Here is a 15,600-nt window from a genome sequence, read left to right on the forward strand (position 1 = left end):
AGTTCTCACCCACTGAACTGCGTGAACTGCACGAAGTCCGAGACGTAGACATCATTGTCGACCCTCACGACATGGTCTTCGACCGATCATCCGAAGAGCTCATGAAAAGTTCCAAGCAGCGACGTCTCGTGGCCGAAACCTTAGTGGAATGGTCCAAGCGCGACCCCTCAACGTTCACGGCCTCCCGCCGCATCCACCTGCACTTCATGCAAGCCCCAGTGCGGTTGGAAGGCACCACCCGCGTAGACGGAAAGTGTCAAGGCGGGTGAGACAGATTCCGTCAGGCGGTCTGTATGAGGGCCTCCTGTGAGGGCTGGTTGATCCAGGCGGCCTCGGGCAGCTTGGGCGCCTGGGGTCGGCGGTGGCCGAAGCGCTCGGGACGGGCGGCGTAGGCCGCGTCCAGGGTGGCCTGGCGCTGGGCGCGGACCTGCCCGGCGGTGCCGAAGTGGACGCTGGCGGGGGTGTGCAGCCCGATCCCGCAGTGGCGGTGCTCGTGGTTGTAGTAGGCGAAGAACTGCTCGGCGAACGCGCCGGCGTCGGCCAGGGACCCGAAGCGCTCGGGGAAGACCGGGGCGTACTTCAGCGTCTTGAACGCCGCCTCGCTGTAAGGGTTGTCGTTCGACACGTGCGGGCGGGAGTGCGACCTGGCCACCCCGAGGTCGACGAGCAGCTGAGCGACCGGTTTGGAGGTCATCGAGGTCCCGCGGTCGGCGTGGATCGCCTCCGGCACGCCATGGATGCCCATGGCGTGCTCGAGCAGGTTCTTGGCGATCTCGGCGTCCTCGCGGGCCGCGATGGTCCAGCCCACGACGAACCTGGAGAAGATGTCGAGCACGACGTACAGGTCGTAGTACACGCCCCGCTCCGGCCCCTTGAGCTTTGTGATGTCCCAACTCCACACCTGCCCCGGCGCCGTCGCGACGAGCTCGGGCCGGGTCCGGGGCGGGTGGCTCGCCTGCCGGCGCCGTTCCCCGGCCATGTCGTGCTCGCGCAGGATCCGGTGCATCGTGGACATCGAGCACAGGTAGGTGCCCTCGTCCAGCAGCGTGGCCCAGACCTGGGCGACCGACTTGTCCGCGAACCGCTGGCTGGTCAACACGGCCAGCACGTGGGCCCGCTCGGCGGCGGACAGCTTGTTCGCCGGTGCCGGCCGCGGTGTCCGTGGACGTGGCGGTGGCGGGTTCTTGGCCCGGTAGTGACTGGCGCGGGAGCGACCCAGCAGCGCGCACGCAGCCGCGGTGCCGACGTGCTCGGCCAGCCCGTCGACGGCCGGGTTGATCACCGCGGCGACCGCGGCGGCTTGTCCGCGCTCTCGGAGAGCGTCTCCAAGAGCGCGTGTGCTTTTCCCATCAGGTCCAGCGCCGCCCTGGTCTTGGCCAGCTCGGCCTCGGCCTTCTCCGCCCGGGCCCGTAGCGCCTGCAGCTCCCGCTCGCGCCGGTCCCGCGGCTTGCTGCCCAGCCCGGACAGCGAGCCGGCGGCCGCGGCCTTGCGCCACTCGATGATGTGGGAGGTGTACAGGCCCTCCCGGCGCAGGATCTCCCCACGCCCAGAGCGGTCCGCGGCGTCGTACTCGGCCAGGATCGCCGCTTTGAACTCGGCGGTGAACGTCCGCCTCTTGGGCCGGTCAGCACGAGGAGCCATAGCCCCATCATCGGTGCCGACGTCAGCAACCGTCATCGTCATCTCAGTATTGGTCCGTTCTCGCCCCGTGCAGTGCGAAGGTCAGCAGTGCTGGTGTCTCACCCCATCCTGACGCACAGGGTCCTCCGACTCCAGTTCACACTGGACGGGACACCGACCGGTCAGACCTGCGAGGTCCGGACCCCGTAAGCCTGCGACGGCCCTTGGGGGGCCCGGTGATCGTACCGGTGACGCTGGCGTCGTGTCGTTGCGGTGGGGCGACAGGCCTGGTCCCGCGACCGCAGGAACAGGGACCACGGAAACACTGGAGGTAGGGAAGCGCGATGGGCAGCCGGGACTATGCAGGGCTGGAGCGTGTGCTGCGGGAGCGCAATGAGATCGACTGGGTGATGGTCGCCAATGTGATTGACGATGCCACCGCCTACGGCCTGCCCGCCACCGAAGAGCACGCCATCGACTACATCGTGGGGCTTCATGGACAGGGCAAGATCCGTGTCGGCACCTACGTCCACGGCAGTCGGGAAGGGTTCATCCCGTGGGAGGAACCGATCACCGACCTGCCGGCCCGGTTGCGGGCGGCGCTGCTGCCCACAGACCCCGAGGACCCTTTGGGGTCGGTGATGACCGTCATGTTCACGTTCATCGACGAGGACCCATCCACTGCTTGACCCATGGAGGGCAAGAAATCCCTCCGCGGGCCCGAAGGGGAGGTATGGCGAGACTCCGGGGTCTACTTCCTGCCCTTCTCCCGCCCTCTCGGACGAGACCCGTGAGTGCTCCTTACCGACAGGTCGGCCATACCGTGGGACGAGCCTACTGCTAGGCTTCGCGAACTCAACGGAAGTGATGTCATGCACACCAAAGTCCGAGTCGCAGCGATCGTTGTTCTCCTTCTCGCATTAGGCCTGTTCGCCATCACTGAATGGCTACCCGCCCTGCTCTTTCTCCCCGCAGCAGGAGGGGCACTTCTGCTGAACGAGTCCGGGATGCTCACACCTGGGCGGTCCCGCGGCAACAGGGCCCGCCCACGCTCCTGATCGTCGCGGGTCCGTGGGCTTCGGCACGTGCAGTTGGGGTTTCCCTGCGCTCCAGTCCTTGGCCGGGGTGTGCCGGTTTCAGTCGACGGGAAGGAGGGCGGTGTGCGGTTCCGGGGCATTCGTGCGCGAACGGTGTCCGGAGACGAGTAGGACGGCCCCGACCGTTGCGCTCCACAGCGTCAAGGTGTCGAAGGCCAAACGTTCGGTGAGGCCCAGACCCAGTGCCAGAGAGGATCCGCCAGCGACGGCGTCGAGGAAGAGAGCAAAGCCGGCCATCGACACGACGACGCCCACAGCGGTGACCACAGGTGCTACGCGGGGCAGTGTCGTGCTCCACGTGGCCCGGACGAGTAGGACCATGCCCACCCACTGCAGGGGCGCCTGGATCAGCGCGAAGAGGTTGTGCAGGTCGGGCTGGAGGTCCCACGGGGTTAGGCCCACGCCCACCACGCACAGCCCACCCACGGCCAGCAGCACGGAGCCGGCCTGGCCGATGCGCCGGCGAGGCCAGACCGACCACAGCAGTACCGCGCCCAGGGACAGGGTGAGCCCGTTGACGACCGTGGCCGCGTTGGCCAGGACGTGCCAGGGGGAGCACACGTAGCGCTCCACCCGTTCCCCGGCATCGGCGATCCCGCACATCGTGGCCCCGAGATCGCTGATCAGGTGGGAACGCCAGGAGTATGGCTGCGGCCACCGGGCCGCGACCAGAATCTGCGCCGGAAGCAGGATAGCGGCCAGGACCCAGCACCACCCGGCCACCTGCTGTTTGCTCATGCCAAGACCCTACAATACAAATGTATTGGAACGAGGAAAGGAGACCATGCCGTGGCGGAGGGCACCCGGGAACGCATACTCGATGCCGTGGTGCGTGTCCTGGTCGACCAGGGGGTGGACCGGCTGCGGGTCCGGGCGGTGGCCCAAGCGGCCGGGGTGTCGGTTGGGGCGGTGCAGCACACCTATCCCACCCGCAGTCAGATGGTGCACGCGGCCATGGATCACGTCTCCGCCGGGTTCACCGCCGGGCTGCTCGAGGCGATCGACGCGGACAGATCCCCGGAGAAGAACCTGCTGGCGGTCGCCCGGCTGCTCGCCGGGGTGGAGGACGCCGGGCGTCCCGCGGCGGTGGTGTGGCTGGCGTTCACGTCCTTGGCTTGCACCGATCCGGTCATCGCCGCCGCCCACCGGTCGGCCTGGCAGACCCTCGAAAACGGGTTGGCGCACTTACTGGCCCAGTTGAATCCGGCCACCACTCGCGACGACGCAGCGCTGTTGCTGGCACTGCTGGACGGGTTGGCCATCGCCCGGGCAACGGAACCGGAACGAATGACGGCCGCTCGGGCCGCAACCATCATCACCGGCCACGTCCGACAACTCGCCCGCCGGCGTCCCTGCTCGTCCGAGGAGACCGCCTGAAGGATCATCACGGTGTTGAGTGGGCCTTCGAAATTGGGCGCCCATGTCCCGCTGTGAGGGCGACCCCCGTCAATGCCGTCTCTCGACTGCCCGTGCGGGTCCGCGAACCATGGTGCTGCGCAGGAAGACTGGCTGGTCGAAAGCCGATAGCCGTTCTATCCGCTGCGCTTTACATATGGCCGGTTAGGGGTCAGCGACTCGGCGAATTGAGCATGTTATCTGCCGCACTCACGCAGTGAGGTTTTCCTGTATCTAGGCCGGTTTCCGGTTGCGCAGTGCGGGAGCACTGGATCCCGGGGAATGTCTCGGGGGACTGGTGAGTGCGACGTAGGTCCCGACTCCTTGTCTGCGAACCACTAGCCCGCCCCTGACCAACTGGCTGAAAGCCTTGCGGACAGTGGGGCGTCCTATGCGCAACCGTGCCGCGAGCTCGATCTCGTTCTCCAGTTTGGTGCCCAGGGGAAGGGCCCCGCTGCGGATGGCCTCTTCCAAGGCCTGGGCTAGCTGGTGGTAAAGGGGAATGGGCGAGCTCTTGTCGATTGCCAAGGACAACGGTGCGGACATGGTGGGTCTCCAAGGATGTGGAATGCGGTCAGCGGAGCGCGATGACAGCGAAAGTCGAAGTCGACGCCGTTGCTGAGGGCCATGAGAGAGGTTCGGCTCCGGCCCCGGTGATGTACCGGGCCCGGAGCCGAATGAGTCTCAGCGGCCAGGGGTGGTTCTTGCGGCCTGCGCTGGGTGTGGTGCCGCGGGAGGGGGTCGTTCAGGCGCGGGGGCGCGCTTGGGATTCGGCCATGTCGGCCTGCACCTGCTGCATCTGCTGGGTGTGGCCGCCGAGCTGGGCGAGTTCGTGGGTGAGCTCCTCCAGTTCCGCGCCGCCGGCCATCTGGGCGGTGAGGTCCCCGAGCAGGATGTCTTTCTTCTCGTAGTAGCCGATCGATGTGCCGCGTTTGAGCAGCAGGAACCGGTCCCCCACGGGGTAGGCGTGGTGCGGGTTGTGGGTGATGAACACCACGCCCAGCCCCCGCTCTTTGGCCTGCAGGATGTAGCGCAGCACCACACCGGACTGCTTCACGCCCAGGGCCGCGGTGGGCTCGTCCAGGATGAGCACTTTCGCCCCGAAGTGCACGGCGCGGGCGATGGCCACACACTGGCGCTCACCGCCGGAGAGGGTGCCGATGGGCTGGTCGACGTCGCGCAGGTCGATGCCCATGTCGGCGAGCTCCTGCTTGGTGATCGCCTTCATCTTCGCCACGTCCAGGCGCTTGAACGGGCCGAACCCGGTGGTGAGCTCGGAGCCGAGGAAGAAGTTGCGCCACACCGGCATCAGCGGGACCACGGCCAGGTCCTGGTAGACGGTGGCGATCCCGGCGTCGAGGGCCTGGCGGGGGGAGGTGAAGGTGGTCTCTTCCCCGGTGACGCGCAGGGTGCCGTCGGTGTGCTGGTGCAGTCCGGCGATGATCTTGATCAAAGTGGACTTCCCGGCGCCGTTGTCGCCGAGAACGCAGGTGACCTTGCCGGCCTCGACGGTCATGGTGACCTCACGCAGGGCGATGATGTTGCCGTAGCGCTTGCCGACGTCCGTCAGCTCCACCAGCGGAGTCGGGCCAGCGCTGGTGGCGGCGTGGGCGCCGGGGGTGGTGTGCGGTTGCGTGGTCATGGGGTGCACCTATTTCCTCTCGATGCGCTTGCGCACGTACATGTTCACGATGGTGGCCAGCAGCAGCATCAGGCCCAGGAAGAACTTGAACCAGTCCGGGTTCCACTCGGCGTAGACGATGCCCCTGGAGGCGATCCCGAAGATCAGCGCCCCCAGGGCCCCGCCGATCGCGGAGCCGAAGCCGCCGGTGAGCAGGCACCCGCCGATCACCGCGGCGATGATGTAGAGGAACTCGTTGCCCACACCCTCCCCGGACTGCACGGCGTCGAAGGCGAAGAGGTTGTGCATGCCCAGCAGCCACCCGCACAGGCCCACGCCCATGAACAGCCCAATCTTGGTCTTCGCCACCGGCACGCCCACGGCGCGGGAGGCGTTCTCGTCCCCGCCCACGGCGAAGATCCAGTTGCCGACCTTGGTCTTGAGCAGGATGAACGTGGCGATGAGCACCAGGGCGATCCAGTAGAACACGGTGATCTTGATGTCGACGCCGAGGATGTTCACGGACGAGGCGAAGATGGCCTTGGCCGAGTCGAACCCGTCCATGGTGCTGATCGACGGGGAGGAGACCGAGCCGCTGATCAGACGGGTCAGGGCGAGGTTCAACCCGGTGAGCATCAGAAAGGTCGCCAGGGTGACGATGAAGGACGGCAGCTTGGTGCGCACCAGCAGCACGCCGTTGATCAACCCGATGAGCAGGGAGACCCCCAGGGCCATGAACACCCCGACCCAGACGTTGACGGCGAAGAACCAGCTGAACATCGATCCGGCCAGGGCTGAGGTGATGACGGCCACTCCGGTGGAGAGGTCGAACTCCCCACCGATCATCAGCAGGGACACCCCCACAGCCATGATCCCGATCGTGGAGGCCCCGTAGAGCACGGTGGAGATGGACTGGGCCTGGGTGATCGAGGGAGCGGCGATCGCGAAGAACAGCGCGACCACGATCGCTCCGACCAGCGCCCCGATCTCCGGGCGGGCCAGGAACGTGCCCAGCAGGCCCTTGGTCTGGATCCGCTCATCGATCCCCGCCGCGGCAGCGGAGGGCTGGGATGCCCCGCCGGCACCGCCGGAAGAACTGCGATCCGGCGCCGGGGCGGCCGGCGTGCGAGTAGAGGACATGGTGATCGTCTCCTGTTCCGGGGCCCCGCTCAGCGGATGCCCTCGTTGGCGTACTGGAGGACTTCCTCGGCGTTGGACGAGTCCACGACGGCCGGGCCGGTCAGCACGGGCTGGCCGCCGCCGATCTTGAAAGCACCCCGCTGGTTCTGCCACAGCGAGTCCACGGACAGGTAGCCCTGCAACCACGGCTGCTGGTCGATGGTGAACATCACGTCACCGTCCACGACGGCCTGGGCCAGGTCGCCGTTCATGTCGAACGAGGCCACCGCGACGTCGCTGCCGGCGTCGGCTTTGGCGCCGAGCAGGGTCATCGTGGTGGGAGCGGCCAGTCCGACAATGGCGTCGGCTTCGGCGGAGGACTGCAGCTTGGCGGTGGCCGTAGAGGCGACCTGGGTCATGTCGGTGCCCTGCACGTAAAGAATCTCCGTCTGCGGCAAGGCCTCCTTCACCCCGGCGCAGCGAGCCTCCAACCCGACGTGGCCCTGCTCCTGAATCACACAGATCGGGTGTTCGATGCCTTCTTCCTTCAGCCGCGCCCCAGCGGTCTCCCCGGCCAACTGCTCGTCGGAACCGAAGTGGGCGAACGCCCCGAGCTCCTCGAACTTCTGCTCACCGGCGTTGAAGGACACCACCGGGATGCCGGCCTCCTCGGCGTTCTGCAGCACATCGCGCAACGCGTCCGGCTTGGCCAGGGTCACCGCGATCCCGTCCACGCCCTGATCGATGTACTGCTGCACCAGCTGCGCCTGACGCCCGCCCTCGGGGTCGGAGGCGTAGAGGAACTCCACGTTGTCTTTCGCCGAGGCCTCCTCCGCGCCCGCACGGATCCGGTCCCAGAAGGTGTCCCCGGGTACGGCATGGGTGATCATGGCGACCTTCATCGACTCGGTCTGAGCCACCTGGCCGCCACCGTCGCCACCGCCTTGAGCCTCGGTCCGCCCGCCGGTCGAGGAGCAGCCGGCCAGCGTGATGGCCGGAAGCAACAGTGCCGCGGTGGCCACGTAGCGTCGGGACGCTCTGCGCCCGGTGTCCTTGGGGGAAGTGCCTCGCGTGGTCATGGTGATCTCCTCTCACGGCAGGGGCTTCGCGCCTCGATGCGCCTACTCCGACCACCCCGAGCCGTTGTGTTGTGGCTCACAGTAATACGTACTAGTGTTGAAGCCAAGCACTTTGTCAGAACAACCTCAGTTGCCAGGTCGCGGCGATCTTTTTCCGTCATCTGGCCTTGCCTAGAAGGAGAATCCCGTGTCCGAGCCCCGTACCTTGAACATCGGTCTGATCGGCGCCGGCCGGATCGGTTCCAGCCACGCCGAGCTGATCACCCGCACCGTGCCCAACGCCAGGTTGGTCGCGATCGCCGATCCGGTCGAGGGTGCTGCGGCGCGCCTGGCCGAGGCGCTGCACGTACCCCGTGCGTACACCGACATCGCCGAGTTCCTGGCCGACCCAAAGGTGGAGGCTGTGGTGATCACCGCCCCGGCCCGCTTCCACACCGGGCTGGTGGAGCAGGTCGCCGCCTCCGGCAAGCCCATCTTCTGCGAGAAGCCGGCCGGGATGACCCTGGAGGAGATCGACCGGGTCCACCGGGCCGTGCAGGCGAACGGAGTGCTGTTCCGGATCGGGTTCAACCGCCGCTTCGCCGACGGCTTCCCGCAGGCCCGCGCGGCCATCGATGCCGGGCGGATCGGCACCCCGCAGCTGCTGCGCTCGACCACCCGGGACCCGGGGCTGGCGAACCCGGCGGCGGTGGCCCCGTGGACGATCTTCCTGGAGACGCTGATCCACGACTTCGACACCCTGAACTTCCTCAACCCCGGCGCCCGGGCGGTACAGGTCCACGCGGTGGCCGATGCCCTGGTGGCCCCCGACTACAAGGGCGCCGGGCTGCTGGACACCGCCGTGGTCACCATCCGCTACGACAACGGCGCGATCGCCACCGCCGAGGCCAGCTTTGCCGCCGCCTACGGCTACGACACCCGCGCGGAGGCCTTCGGCTCGGCCGGGATGGTCACCGCCGGGGACCTGGCGGCCTCGAGCATGCGCTACTACGGGCCCGAGGGCATCAGTGCCGACACGGTGCGCGCCGACACCCAGTCGATGCGCACCGCTTACGCCGGTGAGCTGCAGGCCTTCACCGACACCGCCCTCGGGCACCCCACACCGGGCCCGGGAGTGGGCGCGGCCCGGGACGCGCTGCGGATCGCCCTGGGCTGCATCGAATCCTGCCGCACCGGCGCCCCCGTCGCCCTGGACGCGCTGGATGCCGTGGGGGCGGCCCGGTGAGCGGGTTCACCCTGGCGGCCAACGCCGAGATGCTCTTCGGCGACCTGCCGTTCGAACAGCGCGTCCGGCGGCTGCACGAGGCCGGGTTCGAGGTGGAGATCTGGGACTGGAGCATCAAGGATCTGCCCGCTCTTGCCGCCACCGGGGCCCGGTTCGGGTCGATGACCGGTTACGTGTCCGGCAGCCTCGTCGACCCGGACGGGGCCGCGGAGCTGCTGCGCACCGCCGAGGACTCCCTGGCCGCCGCCGAGGTCCTCGACTGCCCCCGGCTCAACGTCCACGGCACCGGCCTTAACTCCCAAGGGCTGCCCGTGGTCCCGCGCCAGGTCGTGACCGGGGCCGACTGGCTGGCCGCCGCCCGCACCCTGGAGCGGCTGGCCGCCCTGGGGGAACGCCACGGGCGGGTCTTCACCCTGGAGAACCTCAACACCGCCCTGGACCACCCCGGGGTGCCCTTCGCCCGGGCCGAGGACACCCTGGCCCTGGTCGCGGCGATCGACAACCCGCACCTGCGGCTGAACCTGGACCTCTACCACGCCCAGATCGGCGAGGGGAACCTGGTGGAGTTGTGCGCCCGCGCCCTTCCGTATATTGGGGAGGTGCAGGTCGCCGATGTGCCTGGCCGATGTGAGCCGGGCACCGGGGAGATCCACTACCCGAAGGTGGCCGCCGCCCTGGCCGGGTCTGGATACGAAGGAGTGATCGCGATGGAGGCCTTTGCCGCCACTGACCCCGAGGTGGCGCTGGAACGCTTCCGCGACGCGTTCACCCTCACCCCTGCATGACCACTGATCGCCCGGAGCCCCCCGGCCGCCCGTCCCAGCGCCGCGTCACCATGCGCGACGTCGCCCGGATGGCCGGTGTGTCCCAGCCGCTGGTCTCGATCGTCTTCCGCGGGGCTCCGGGTGCGAGTGAGGAGACCCGCGAGCACGTCCTGCGGGTGGCTGCGGAGATGGGCTACCGCCGCGACGAACGCGCCCGTCTGCTGCGCCAGGGCCGTTCCCGTCTGCTCGGCATCGCCTTCGAACCGGTCCAGCCCTTCCACGGGGAGATCCTCGACGGGCTGCACACCGCCGCCCAGGAGCAGGGCTATGACGTGGTGCTCTCCGCCGTCACCCCGCACCGGGCGGAGGACGCCGCGGTGGAAGCCCTGCTGCGCGACCGCTGCGAGGGGCTGGTCCTGCTCGGCAGCGCCCTGCCCCAGGCCCGTCTCGAGGACCTCAGCGTGACCTTGCCGATCGTCTCGGTCACCCGAGCCGTGGACTCCGACACCGTGGACAGCGTGACCAACGATGACCACCACGGAGCGGTCCTGGCTGTGGAACATCTTGCTGGCCTGGGGCACCGGCGGATCGCCTACATCGACGCCGACCGCGTGGCCGGCGGGGCCCAGCGCCGCGCCGGATATCGGGACGCGATGAAATCCGCGGGCCTGGCGGCAGAAGTGACCGTCGTGCCCGGTGGCGCATCCGAGGCCGAAGGTGCCGCCGCTCTGGTACACATCCTGGCCCAGCGACCCGCCCCGACCGCGGTCATCGCTTTCAATGACCGCTGCGCCGTCGGGGTGATCAGTCAGGCTCGGGCCTCGGGCATCGTGGTGCCCCGAGATCTGTCGGTGATCGGATTCGATGACTCCGAGCAGGCAGCGTTGCCGTACATCAATCTGACCACTCTTGACCAAGATCCGTGCTTGCTCGCCCGCACTGCGGTGGAATTGGTCCTGCGCCGGCTGGAGGCGACCGCGAACGGCACGACGGTGGCGGCCCAGCACGTGGTGCTGCCGACCAGTCTCATCCACCGTGCCAGCACGCTGCCGCCGACCATCAACGCCTGACCGTCCCCGCTTCGCGGCGCCACAAGCCCGAGAAACGGACGCGCTAGTGGAGGGGGAGGGGTGGCGAGGCCTGTGTCTTGGGATCACAGTCACCGTGACCCGACCCAGAGCATCCGAACGACTGCGTCACGACCAGTCGTGACAGTGACCGGAGCCGGTGAACCGTCATGCCTTCCGTTCAGATGCTCGCCGGCTGCCAATCGGGAGCCTCAACCAGGACGACTTGCTGAAGCGTGCGAGCCGCTCGGGTGACGCCCTCGATGGAGTTGACCAGCGTGTCTTCGTGCTCGATGTTCAGCGTCCCGTCATAGCCCACGGAGCGCAGGTGGTAGACGAAGTCGGCCCAGAAGGCCGTCCCGTCCGGGTGCCCCAGACCCAGGGTGACGTAGTTCCAGGCCCTCTGCGCCGCCTGCTCCATCGGAGCGGTCTCCAGCAGCCCGTCGCGGGAGGCGACGGGCTGGTTGATGCGAATGTCCTTGGCATGGACGTGGAAGATCGACGATCCCAGGGCACGGATCACGGCCGGGATGTCGGCGCCCATCCACATCAGATGCGAGGGGTCCAGGTTTGCGCCGACAACGTCGTCCCCGACGGCGTCGATGAGCCGCAGCAAGGTGGAGACGTTGTGGACCAGCTGGCCACCGCAGGCCTCCACCGCCAGGCGCACCCCGTGGTGCCGGGCGAAGGCGGCCAAGTCGCGCCAGTAGGGAAGCGCGACCTCGTTCCACTGGTAGTCGAGGATTTCCAGGTTCTCCGGCGGCCACGAGTTGGTCACCCAGTTCGGGCTCGCATCACCCCGGGCCCCGGGAAGCCCGGACATCAGCACCACGGTGGGAACGCCCAGCGCTCCGGCCACCTGGATGGTCTGGCGCACCACCCGGTCCTGGTCGGGTCCGGTGACCGGGTGCAACTGGTTGCCGTTGGCGGTCAGCGCGCTCAGGGTCAAGCCGCGATCGGCGATCATTCCGGTGAACTCGGCGCAGCTTCCGGCGGAGGAGACCAGGGCGGGCAGATCAGCGTGAGGACTTTCGGACCAGTTGCCCGTGGCCACTTCGACCGAGCTCAACCCGAGGTCCCGGGCCAGGTCCAGGGCCTGCTCGAACGACAGATGGCTGACGGAGTCGGTGATGAGTCCGAGCTTCATGGAGCATTCCTTAACGTTCTGAGTGGGCGCGCCGACACGGCAACACCAGGACGAATCGTGTTGCCGATCACACTAGTACGTACTAGGGTTTTCGCCAAGCGGGTTTCATCCGGCTCCTGGAGTGGTTTTTCGAGGAGTGGATCAGTGACCTGATGCCCGCCTCCCGGACGAGTCCAGCAGGCCACCTCGCCCCGTGCAGGAGGTCCTCCAGCGCGGCAGAATCCGGTCACCCACCCCGCTGGTCCGGTCCTTCACCCGATGGAGCTCGTCTTCCATGTTGGTGCGCACGCACCGGGGTCGGCTCCGGCCCTTGTCCACGTAGATCCGGATCAGCCGGTCCACACGCCCTCACTGGGCGAGAGGAGAACCACGATGAACACACCGCTTCGCGTCGCCGTCATCGGCGCCGGCCGCATGGGTGCCGATCACATCGACCGGATCCACCACCGCATCCACGGTGCGGAGGTCGCCGCCGTCGTCGACATCGACAAGCCCCGCGCCGAGGCAGCCGTCGCTCACATCCCCGGTGCGGTGGCGCACACCGACGTCCAGGAGATCCTCGACCGCGGCGAGGTGGACGCCCTCCTGGTCGCCACCCCCGGTTTCCTGCACGAGGACGTGCTCCTGGCTGCCCTTGAGCACGGGCTACCCACCCTGTGCGAGAAGCCGCTCACCCCGGACGCGGCGTCCTCCTGGCGGGTGGTCCAGGCCGAGGTGGCCGCGGGCCGCCAGCTCATCCAGGTTGGGTTCATGCGCCGCTTCGACGCCGGGTACCGGTCCCTGCGCCGGTTGATCCAGGACAAGACCTACGGCGAGTTGCTGACCCTGCACCACCAGCACCGCAACGCCACTGCCCCGCCCGGGTTCACCACTGAGATGCTCATCAACGACTCGGTGGTCCACGAGTTCGACGCGGTGCGCTTTTTCACCGGGGAGGAAATTCGCAACGTCCAGGTCCGGATCGGGCGCTCCACCCGCAACGCCCCGGACGGGCAGCGCGACCCCCAGCTGGTCCTCATGGAGACCGAATCCGGGATCCTCGCCCAGGTCGAGGTGTACCTCAACGCCCAGTTCGGCTACCAGGTCGCCACCCAGGCCTCTTTCGAGACCGGGATCGTCGGGATCGGCGGGGACGTCGAGCCCTACGTCCGCACCGCCGGGACCTGGGGCGGGTCCGTGGCCCCCAGCTTCGAGGAGCGCTTCGTCGAGGCCTACGACCTCGAGCTGCAGGACTGGATCAACGCCGCCGCCCGCGGGGAGATCGGCGGACCCTCCGCCTGGGACGGCTACGCCACCGCAGCCTGCTGCGAGGCCGGCGTGCAGGCGCAGACCAGCGGGGAGATCGTCCCCGTACAGCTTCAGCGCAAGCCGGAAATCTACGCCTGAGTTCCACAGGGGACACTCCGAATCACGAAGCCACGGCGGAAGTCGAACGCCCCGCTGGAGGGCGCGCACGAGCCGGCGCTCTCCAGGCCCGCCAAGCCAGGCGCGGCGACGCGCCCAAGACGAAGGACATGACACATGGCATCTGCACCATCAGTAGGCGCGGGCGAGGCCACGCTGCCCCCGCTGGTCCCCGGCCCGTACCGTGCGCGGCTGGGTCTCATCTCGATCGTCGCCTGTTTCGGCGGTCTCCTGTTCGGCTACGACACCGGGGTCATCAACGGTGCTCTCCGCCCGATGTCGGAGGAGCTCGGCCTGACCGCGTTCACCGAAGGTATCGTCACCAGTTCACTGGTCTTCGCCGCCGCTGTTGGTGCTCTTCTCGGCGGGCGGCTCTCGGACGGGTGGGGACGCCGCAGGACGATCATCCTGCTGGCCGTTCTCTTCTTCCTCGGCACGCTGGTCGTCGTGCTCACTCCGAACACCGAGGTCCTCGTTGTGGGCCGAGTGCTGCTGGGGCTCGCCGTCGGCGGGGCGTCCACGGTCGTGCCGGTCTATCTCGCGGAGCTGGCCCCCTACGAGATCCGCGGATCGATCACCGGGCGCAACGAGGTGGCCATCGTGATCGGTCAACTCTCCGCGTTCGTGATCAACGCGATCATTGGCAACGTCTTCAGCGAGTTCGAAGGCGTGTGGCGGGTCATGTTCGCGATCTGCGCACTGCCGGCCGTGGCCCTGTTCATCGGCATGCTCCGGATGCCCGAGTCCCCGCGCTGGCTCGTCGAGAAGGGTCGGCACGCCCAAGCCCTCGAGGTGCTCAAGACGGTGCGGCCCGAAGACCGCGCGATCGCCGAGCTCGGCGAGGTCGAGCACGTCGCCGAAGAGGAGCAGGCCGCAGGACACGTCGGGATGCGAGCCGTTCTGGCCAACAAGTGGCTGCTGCGCATCCTGCTCGTCGGCATCGGCGTGGCCATGTGCCAGCAGCTCACCGGGATCAACTCCATCATGTACTACGGCCAGGTGGTACTCATCGAGTCGGGCTTCGAGGCCAGTGCTGCGCTCATCGCCAACATCGCCCCCGGGATCGTCGCCGTGATCGGCGGATTCATCGCGCTCTACATGATGGACCGGGTCAACCGGCGCACGACCTTCACGATCGGACTCACGCTCACCACTATCTGCCACGCTCTCATCGGCCTCGCCTCCATGCTCCTGCCGGTCGGGGACCCCCTCCGTCCTTTCGTGATCCTCGCCCTGGTGGTGGCCTTCGTCGCCTCGATGCAGACCTTCCTCAACGTCGCCGTGTGGGTGTGGTTGGCGGAAATCTTCCCCCTGCACATGCGCGGGCTCGGGATCGGGGTGTCCGTGTTCTTCGGCTGGACGACCAACGGAGTTCTCTCGCTGTACTTCCCGTCGCTGATCGAGGCCATGGGGATCACCGGAGTGTTCTTCCTGTTCGCCGGCATCGGTGTGCTCGCCCTCGCGTTCGTTGTCACCCAAGTTCCCGAGACGCGTGGCGTCTCCCTCGAAACACTGGAGGAGGACGTGTCCACCGGAGCCATCTACACGGTCAAGGCCAAGGCGCCCCAGTAAGTCAGTGCCCGGACGCTCTCCGGCCCGGCTTGGGTCGGCGAATCGTTCCTGACATCGAACCCCCGCCGGTCGAGGGCCTAGACAACGTCTGCGATGAGCGCTGCTCGCCCCACCGCCGCCACGATCCTGATGCAGTGAAGTGGTCGACGAGCTCCCGGATCTGGTCACCGTGCGCAACGTGATCATGACGGGCTAGGGTCTCCCGAATGCACAGCAGCTGCTGCCCCATGGGGCAGCAGCTGCTGTGCATTCGGGAGCCGCTTTGAATATGGCCCGGTTAGCGGCGGACCCAGTTGCTCTACGCGCCCATGTGGACATCGGGGATCGTCGATGAACGTGCGCTCTTGCGTCAAGACCCTGCGGAATGGGGGACGTGGGGCTAAGGGGTGAATCTGGGCGGACGGCGCCAGGCTTCATCCGGCGCACGGGTCCGCAGTGCTCTGCCCTTGACCGACGCCGGAGAGCCGGCCACCCGGGTATCCAGCCGTTG

Annotated in this window: 14 protein-coding genes and 1 pseudogene; 8 read left to right on the forward strand and 7 right to left on the reverse strand. The window is 67.9% G+C overall.

Annotated features, from left to right (window positions below):
- Window positions 1-269, forward strand: a pseudogene (locus tag ABL57_RS22695) (pyridine nucleotide-disulfide oxidoreductase); the annotation flags it as partial.
- A gap of 11 nt (window positions 270-280) precedes the next feature.
- Here the strand turns inward: ABL57_RS22695 and ABL57_RS11635 are convergent.
- Window positions 281-1,677, reverse strand: a protein-coding gene (locus tag ABL57_RS11635) for an IS3 family transposase (protein WP_370428832.1) whose coding sequence is annotated in 2 segments (ribosomal slippage) — window positions 281-1,341 and window positions 1,341-1,677 — 1,398 coding nt in all. Because the reading frame shifts where the segments join, the coding sequence is not laid out codon by codon here.
- A 287-nt stretch (window positions 1,678-1,964) separates the two neighbouring features.
- Between ABL57_RS11635 and ABL57_RS11645 the strand changes: the two genes are divergently transcribed.
- Window positions 1,965-2,309, forward strand: coding sequence for a hypothetical protein (locus tag ABL57_RS11645; RefSeq protein WP_047803645.1), 345 nt, complete (start codon window positions 1,965-1,967; stop codon window positions 2,307-2,309).
- 447 nt (window positions 2,310-2,756) lie between these two features.
- On the opposite strand, the gene ABL57_RS11650 is transcribed toward ABL57_RS11645, so the two are convergent.
- Window positions 2,757-3,455: a DUF998 domain-containing protein gene (locus tag ABL57_RS11650; protein WP_047803646.1), complete on the reverse strand. Its 699-nt coding sequence runs from the start codon at window positions 3,453-3,455 to the stop codon at window positions 2,757-2,759.
- Between the two features lie 51 nt (window positions 3,456-3,506).
- Here ABL57_RS11650 and ABL57_RS21915 point away from each other — a divergent pair, with 51 nt between their 5' ends.
- Window positions 3,507-4,094, forward strand: a complete 588-nt coding sequence (locus tag ABL57_RS21915; protein WP_053004930.1) for a TetR/AcrR family transcriptional regulator — start codon at window positions 3,507-3,509, stop codon at window positions 4,092-4,094.
- A 252-nt stretch (window positions 4,095-4,346) separates the two neighbouring features.
- On the opposite strand, the gene ABL57_RS21300 is transcribed toward ABL57_RS21915, so the two are convergent.
- The 4 genes from ABL57_RS21300 to ABL57_RS11670 all read right to left on the reverse strand — a co-directional run bounded on the left by ABL57_RS21300 (window position 4,347) and on the right by ABL57_RS11670 (window position 7,931).
- Window positions 4,347-4,658 (reverse strand): GntR family transcriptional regulator, encoded by a 312-nt coding sequence (locus ABL57_RS21300; protein WP_082157411.1) that lies wholly within the window; start codon window positions 4,656-4,658, stop codon window positions 4,347-4,349.
- A gap of 199 nt (window positions 4,659-4,857) precedes the next feature.
- The gene (locus ABL57_RS11660; RefSeq protein ID WP_047803673.1) at window positions 4,858-5,754 is read right to left on the reverse strand and encodes an ATP-binding cassette domain-containing protein; all 897 of its coding nucleotides are present in this window, start codon (window positions 5,752-5,754) and stop codon (window positions 4,858-4,860) included.
- A gap of 9 nt (window positions 5,755-5,763) precedes the next feature.
- Window positions 5,764-6,873, reverse strand: a complete 1,110-nt coding sequence (locus ABL57_RS11665; RefSeq protein ID WP_238986042.1) for an ABC transporter permease — start codon at window positions 6,871-6,873, stop codon at window positions 5,764-5,766.
- A gap of 29 nt (window positions 6,874-6,902) precedes the next feature.
- Complete coding sequence (locus ABL57_RS11670) at window positions 6,903-7,931, reverse strand: substrate-binding domain-containing protein (RefSeq protein WP_082157412.1); 1,029 nt, start codon at window positions 7,929-7,931, stop codon at window positions 6,903-6,905.
- A gap of 187 nt (window positions 7,932-8,118) precedes the next feature.
- Here ABL57_RS11670 and ABL57_RS11675 point away from each other — a divergent pair, with 187 nt between their 5' ends.
- From ABL57_RS11675 to ABL57_RS11685, 3 genes are read left to right on the forward strand one after another with little or no spacing between them, the layout of a single operon-like run.
- Window positions 8,119-9,156, forward strand: a complete 1,038-nt coding sequence (locus tag ABL57_RS11675) for a Gfo/Idh/MocA family oxidoreductase (protein ID WP_047803647.1) — start codon at window positions 8,119-8,121, stop codon at window positions 9,154-9,156.
- Window positions 9,157-9,185: 29 nt separating this feature from the next.
- Window positions 9,186-9,941, forward strand: a complete 756-nt coding sequence (locus ABL57_RS11680; protein ID WP_047803676.1) for a TIM barrel protein — start codon at window positions 9,186-9,188, stop codon at window positions 9,939-9,941.
- Entirely contained in the window at window positions 9,938-10,990 is a 1,053-nt protein-coding gene (locus ABL57_RS11685; protein WP_047803648.1) for a LacI family DNA-binding transcriptional regulator, read from the forward strand. Before ABL57_RS11680 ends, ABL57_RS11685 begins: the two co-directional genes overlap by 4 nt.
- A gap of 178 nt (window positions 10,991-11,168) precedes the next feature.
- Here ABL57_RS11685 and ABL57_RS11690 read toward each other — a convergent pair whose 3' ends face one another.
- Window positions 11,169-12,134 carry a sugar phosphate isomerase/epimerase gene (locus ABL57_RS11690; protein ID WP_047803649.1) on the reverse strand — a complete coding sequence of 322 codons (966 nt, stop codon included), beginning with the start codon at window positions 12,132-12,134 and terminating at the stop codon, window positions 11,169-11,171.
- A 372-nt stretch (window positions 12,135-12,506) separates the two neighbouring features.
- On the opposite strand from ABL57_RS11690, the gene ABL57_RS11695 reads away from it, so the two are divergent.
- Window positions 12,507-13,520, forward strand: a complete 1,014-nt coding sequence (locus ABL57_RS11695; protein WP_047803650.1) for a Gfo/Idh/MocA family protein — start codon at window positions 12,507-12,509, stop codon at window positions 13,518-13,520.
- A 135-nt stretch (window positions 13,521-13,655) separates the two neighbouring features.
- Window positions 13,656-15,110, forward strand: coding sequence for a sugar porter family MFS transporter (locus tag ABL57_RS11700; protein ID WP_047803651.1), 1,455 nt, complete (start codon window positions 13,656-13,658; stop codon window positions 15,108-15,110).
- Window positions 15,111-15,600 lie beyond the last annotated feature (490 nt).

Source organism: Kocuria sp. SM24M-10 (genome assembly GCF_001027955.1).
GTDB classification, from domain to species: Bacteria; Actinomycetota; Actinomycetes; order Actinomycetales; family Micrococcaceae; genus Kocuria; species Kocuria oceani.

Bases quoted from the DNA above. Each gene is read 5' to 3' on its own strand.
- ABL57_RS11700 (WP_047803651.1), top strand. From the start codon at position 13,656: ATGGCATCTGCACCATCAGTAGGCGCGGGCGAGGCCACGCTGCCCCCG.
- ABL57_RS11645 (WP_047803645.1), top strand. From the start codon at position 1,965: ATGGGCAGCCGGGACTATGCAGGGCTGGAGCGTGTGCTGCGGGAGCGC.
- ABL57_RS21300 (WP_082157411.1), bottom strand. From the start codon at position 4,658: ATGTCCGCACCGTTGTCCTTGGCAATCGACAAGAGCTCGCCCATTCCC.
- ABL57_RS11690 (WP_047803649.1), bottom strand. From the start codon at position 12,134: ATGAAGCTCGGACTCATCACCGACTCCGTCAGCCATCTGTCGTTCGAG.
- ABL57_RS11650 (WP_047803646.1), bottom strand. From the start codon at position 3,455: ATGAGCAAACAGCAGGTGGCCGGGTGGTGCTGGGTCCTGGCCGCTATC.
- ABL57_RS11660 (WP_047803673.1), bottom strand. From the start codon at position 5,754: ATGACCACGCAACCGCACACCACCCCCGGCGCCCACGCCGCCACCAGC.
- ABL57_RS11665 (WP_238986042.1), bottom strand. From the start codon at position 6,873: ATGTCCTCTACTCGCACGCCGGCCGCCCCGGCGCCGGATCGCAGTTCT.
- ABL57_RS11680 (WP_047803676.1), top strand. From the start codon at position 9,186: ATGCTCTTCGGCGACCTGCCGTTCGAACAGCGCGTCCGGCGGCTGCAC.
- ABL57_RS11670 (WP_082157412.1), bottom strand. From the start codon at position 7,931: ATGACCACGCGAGGCACTTCCCCCAAGGACACCGGGCGCAGAGCGTCC.
- ABL57_RS11685 (WP_047803648.1), top strand. From the start codon at position 9,938: ATGACCACTGATCGCCCGGAGCCCCCCGGCCGCCCGTCCCAGCGCCGC.
- ABL57_RS11695 (WP_047803650.1), top strand. From the start codon at position 12,507: ATGAACACACCGCTTCGCGTCGCCGTCATCGGCGCCGGCCGCATGGGT.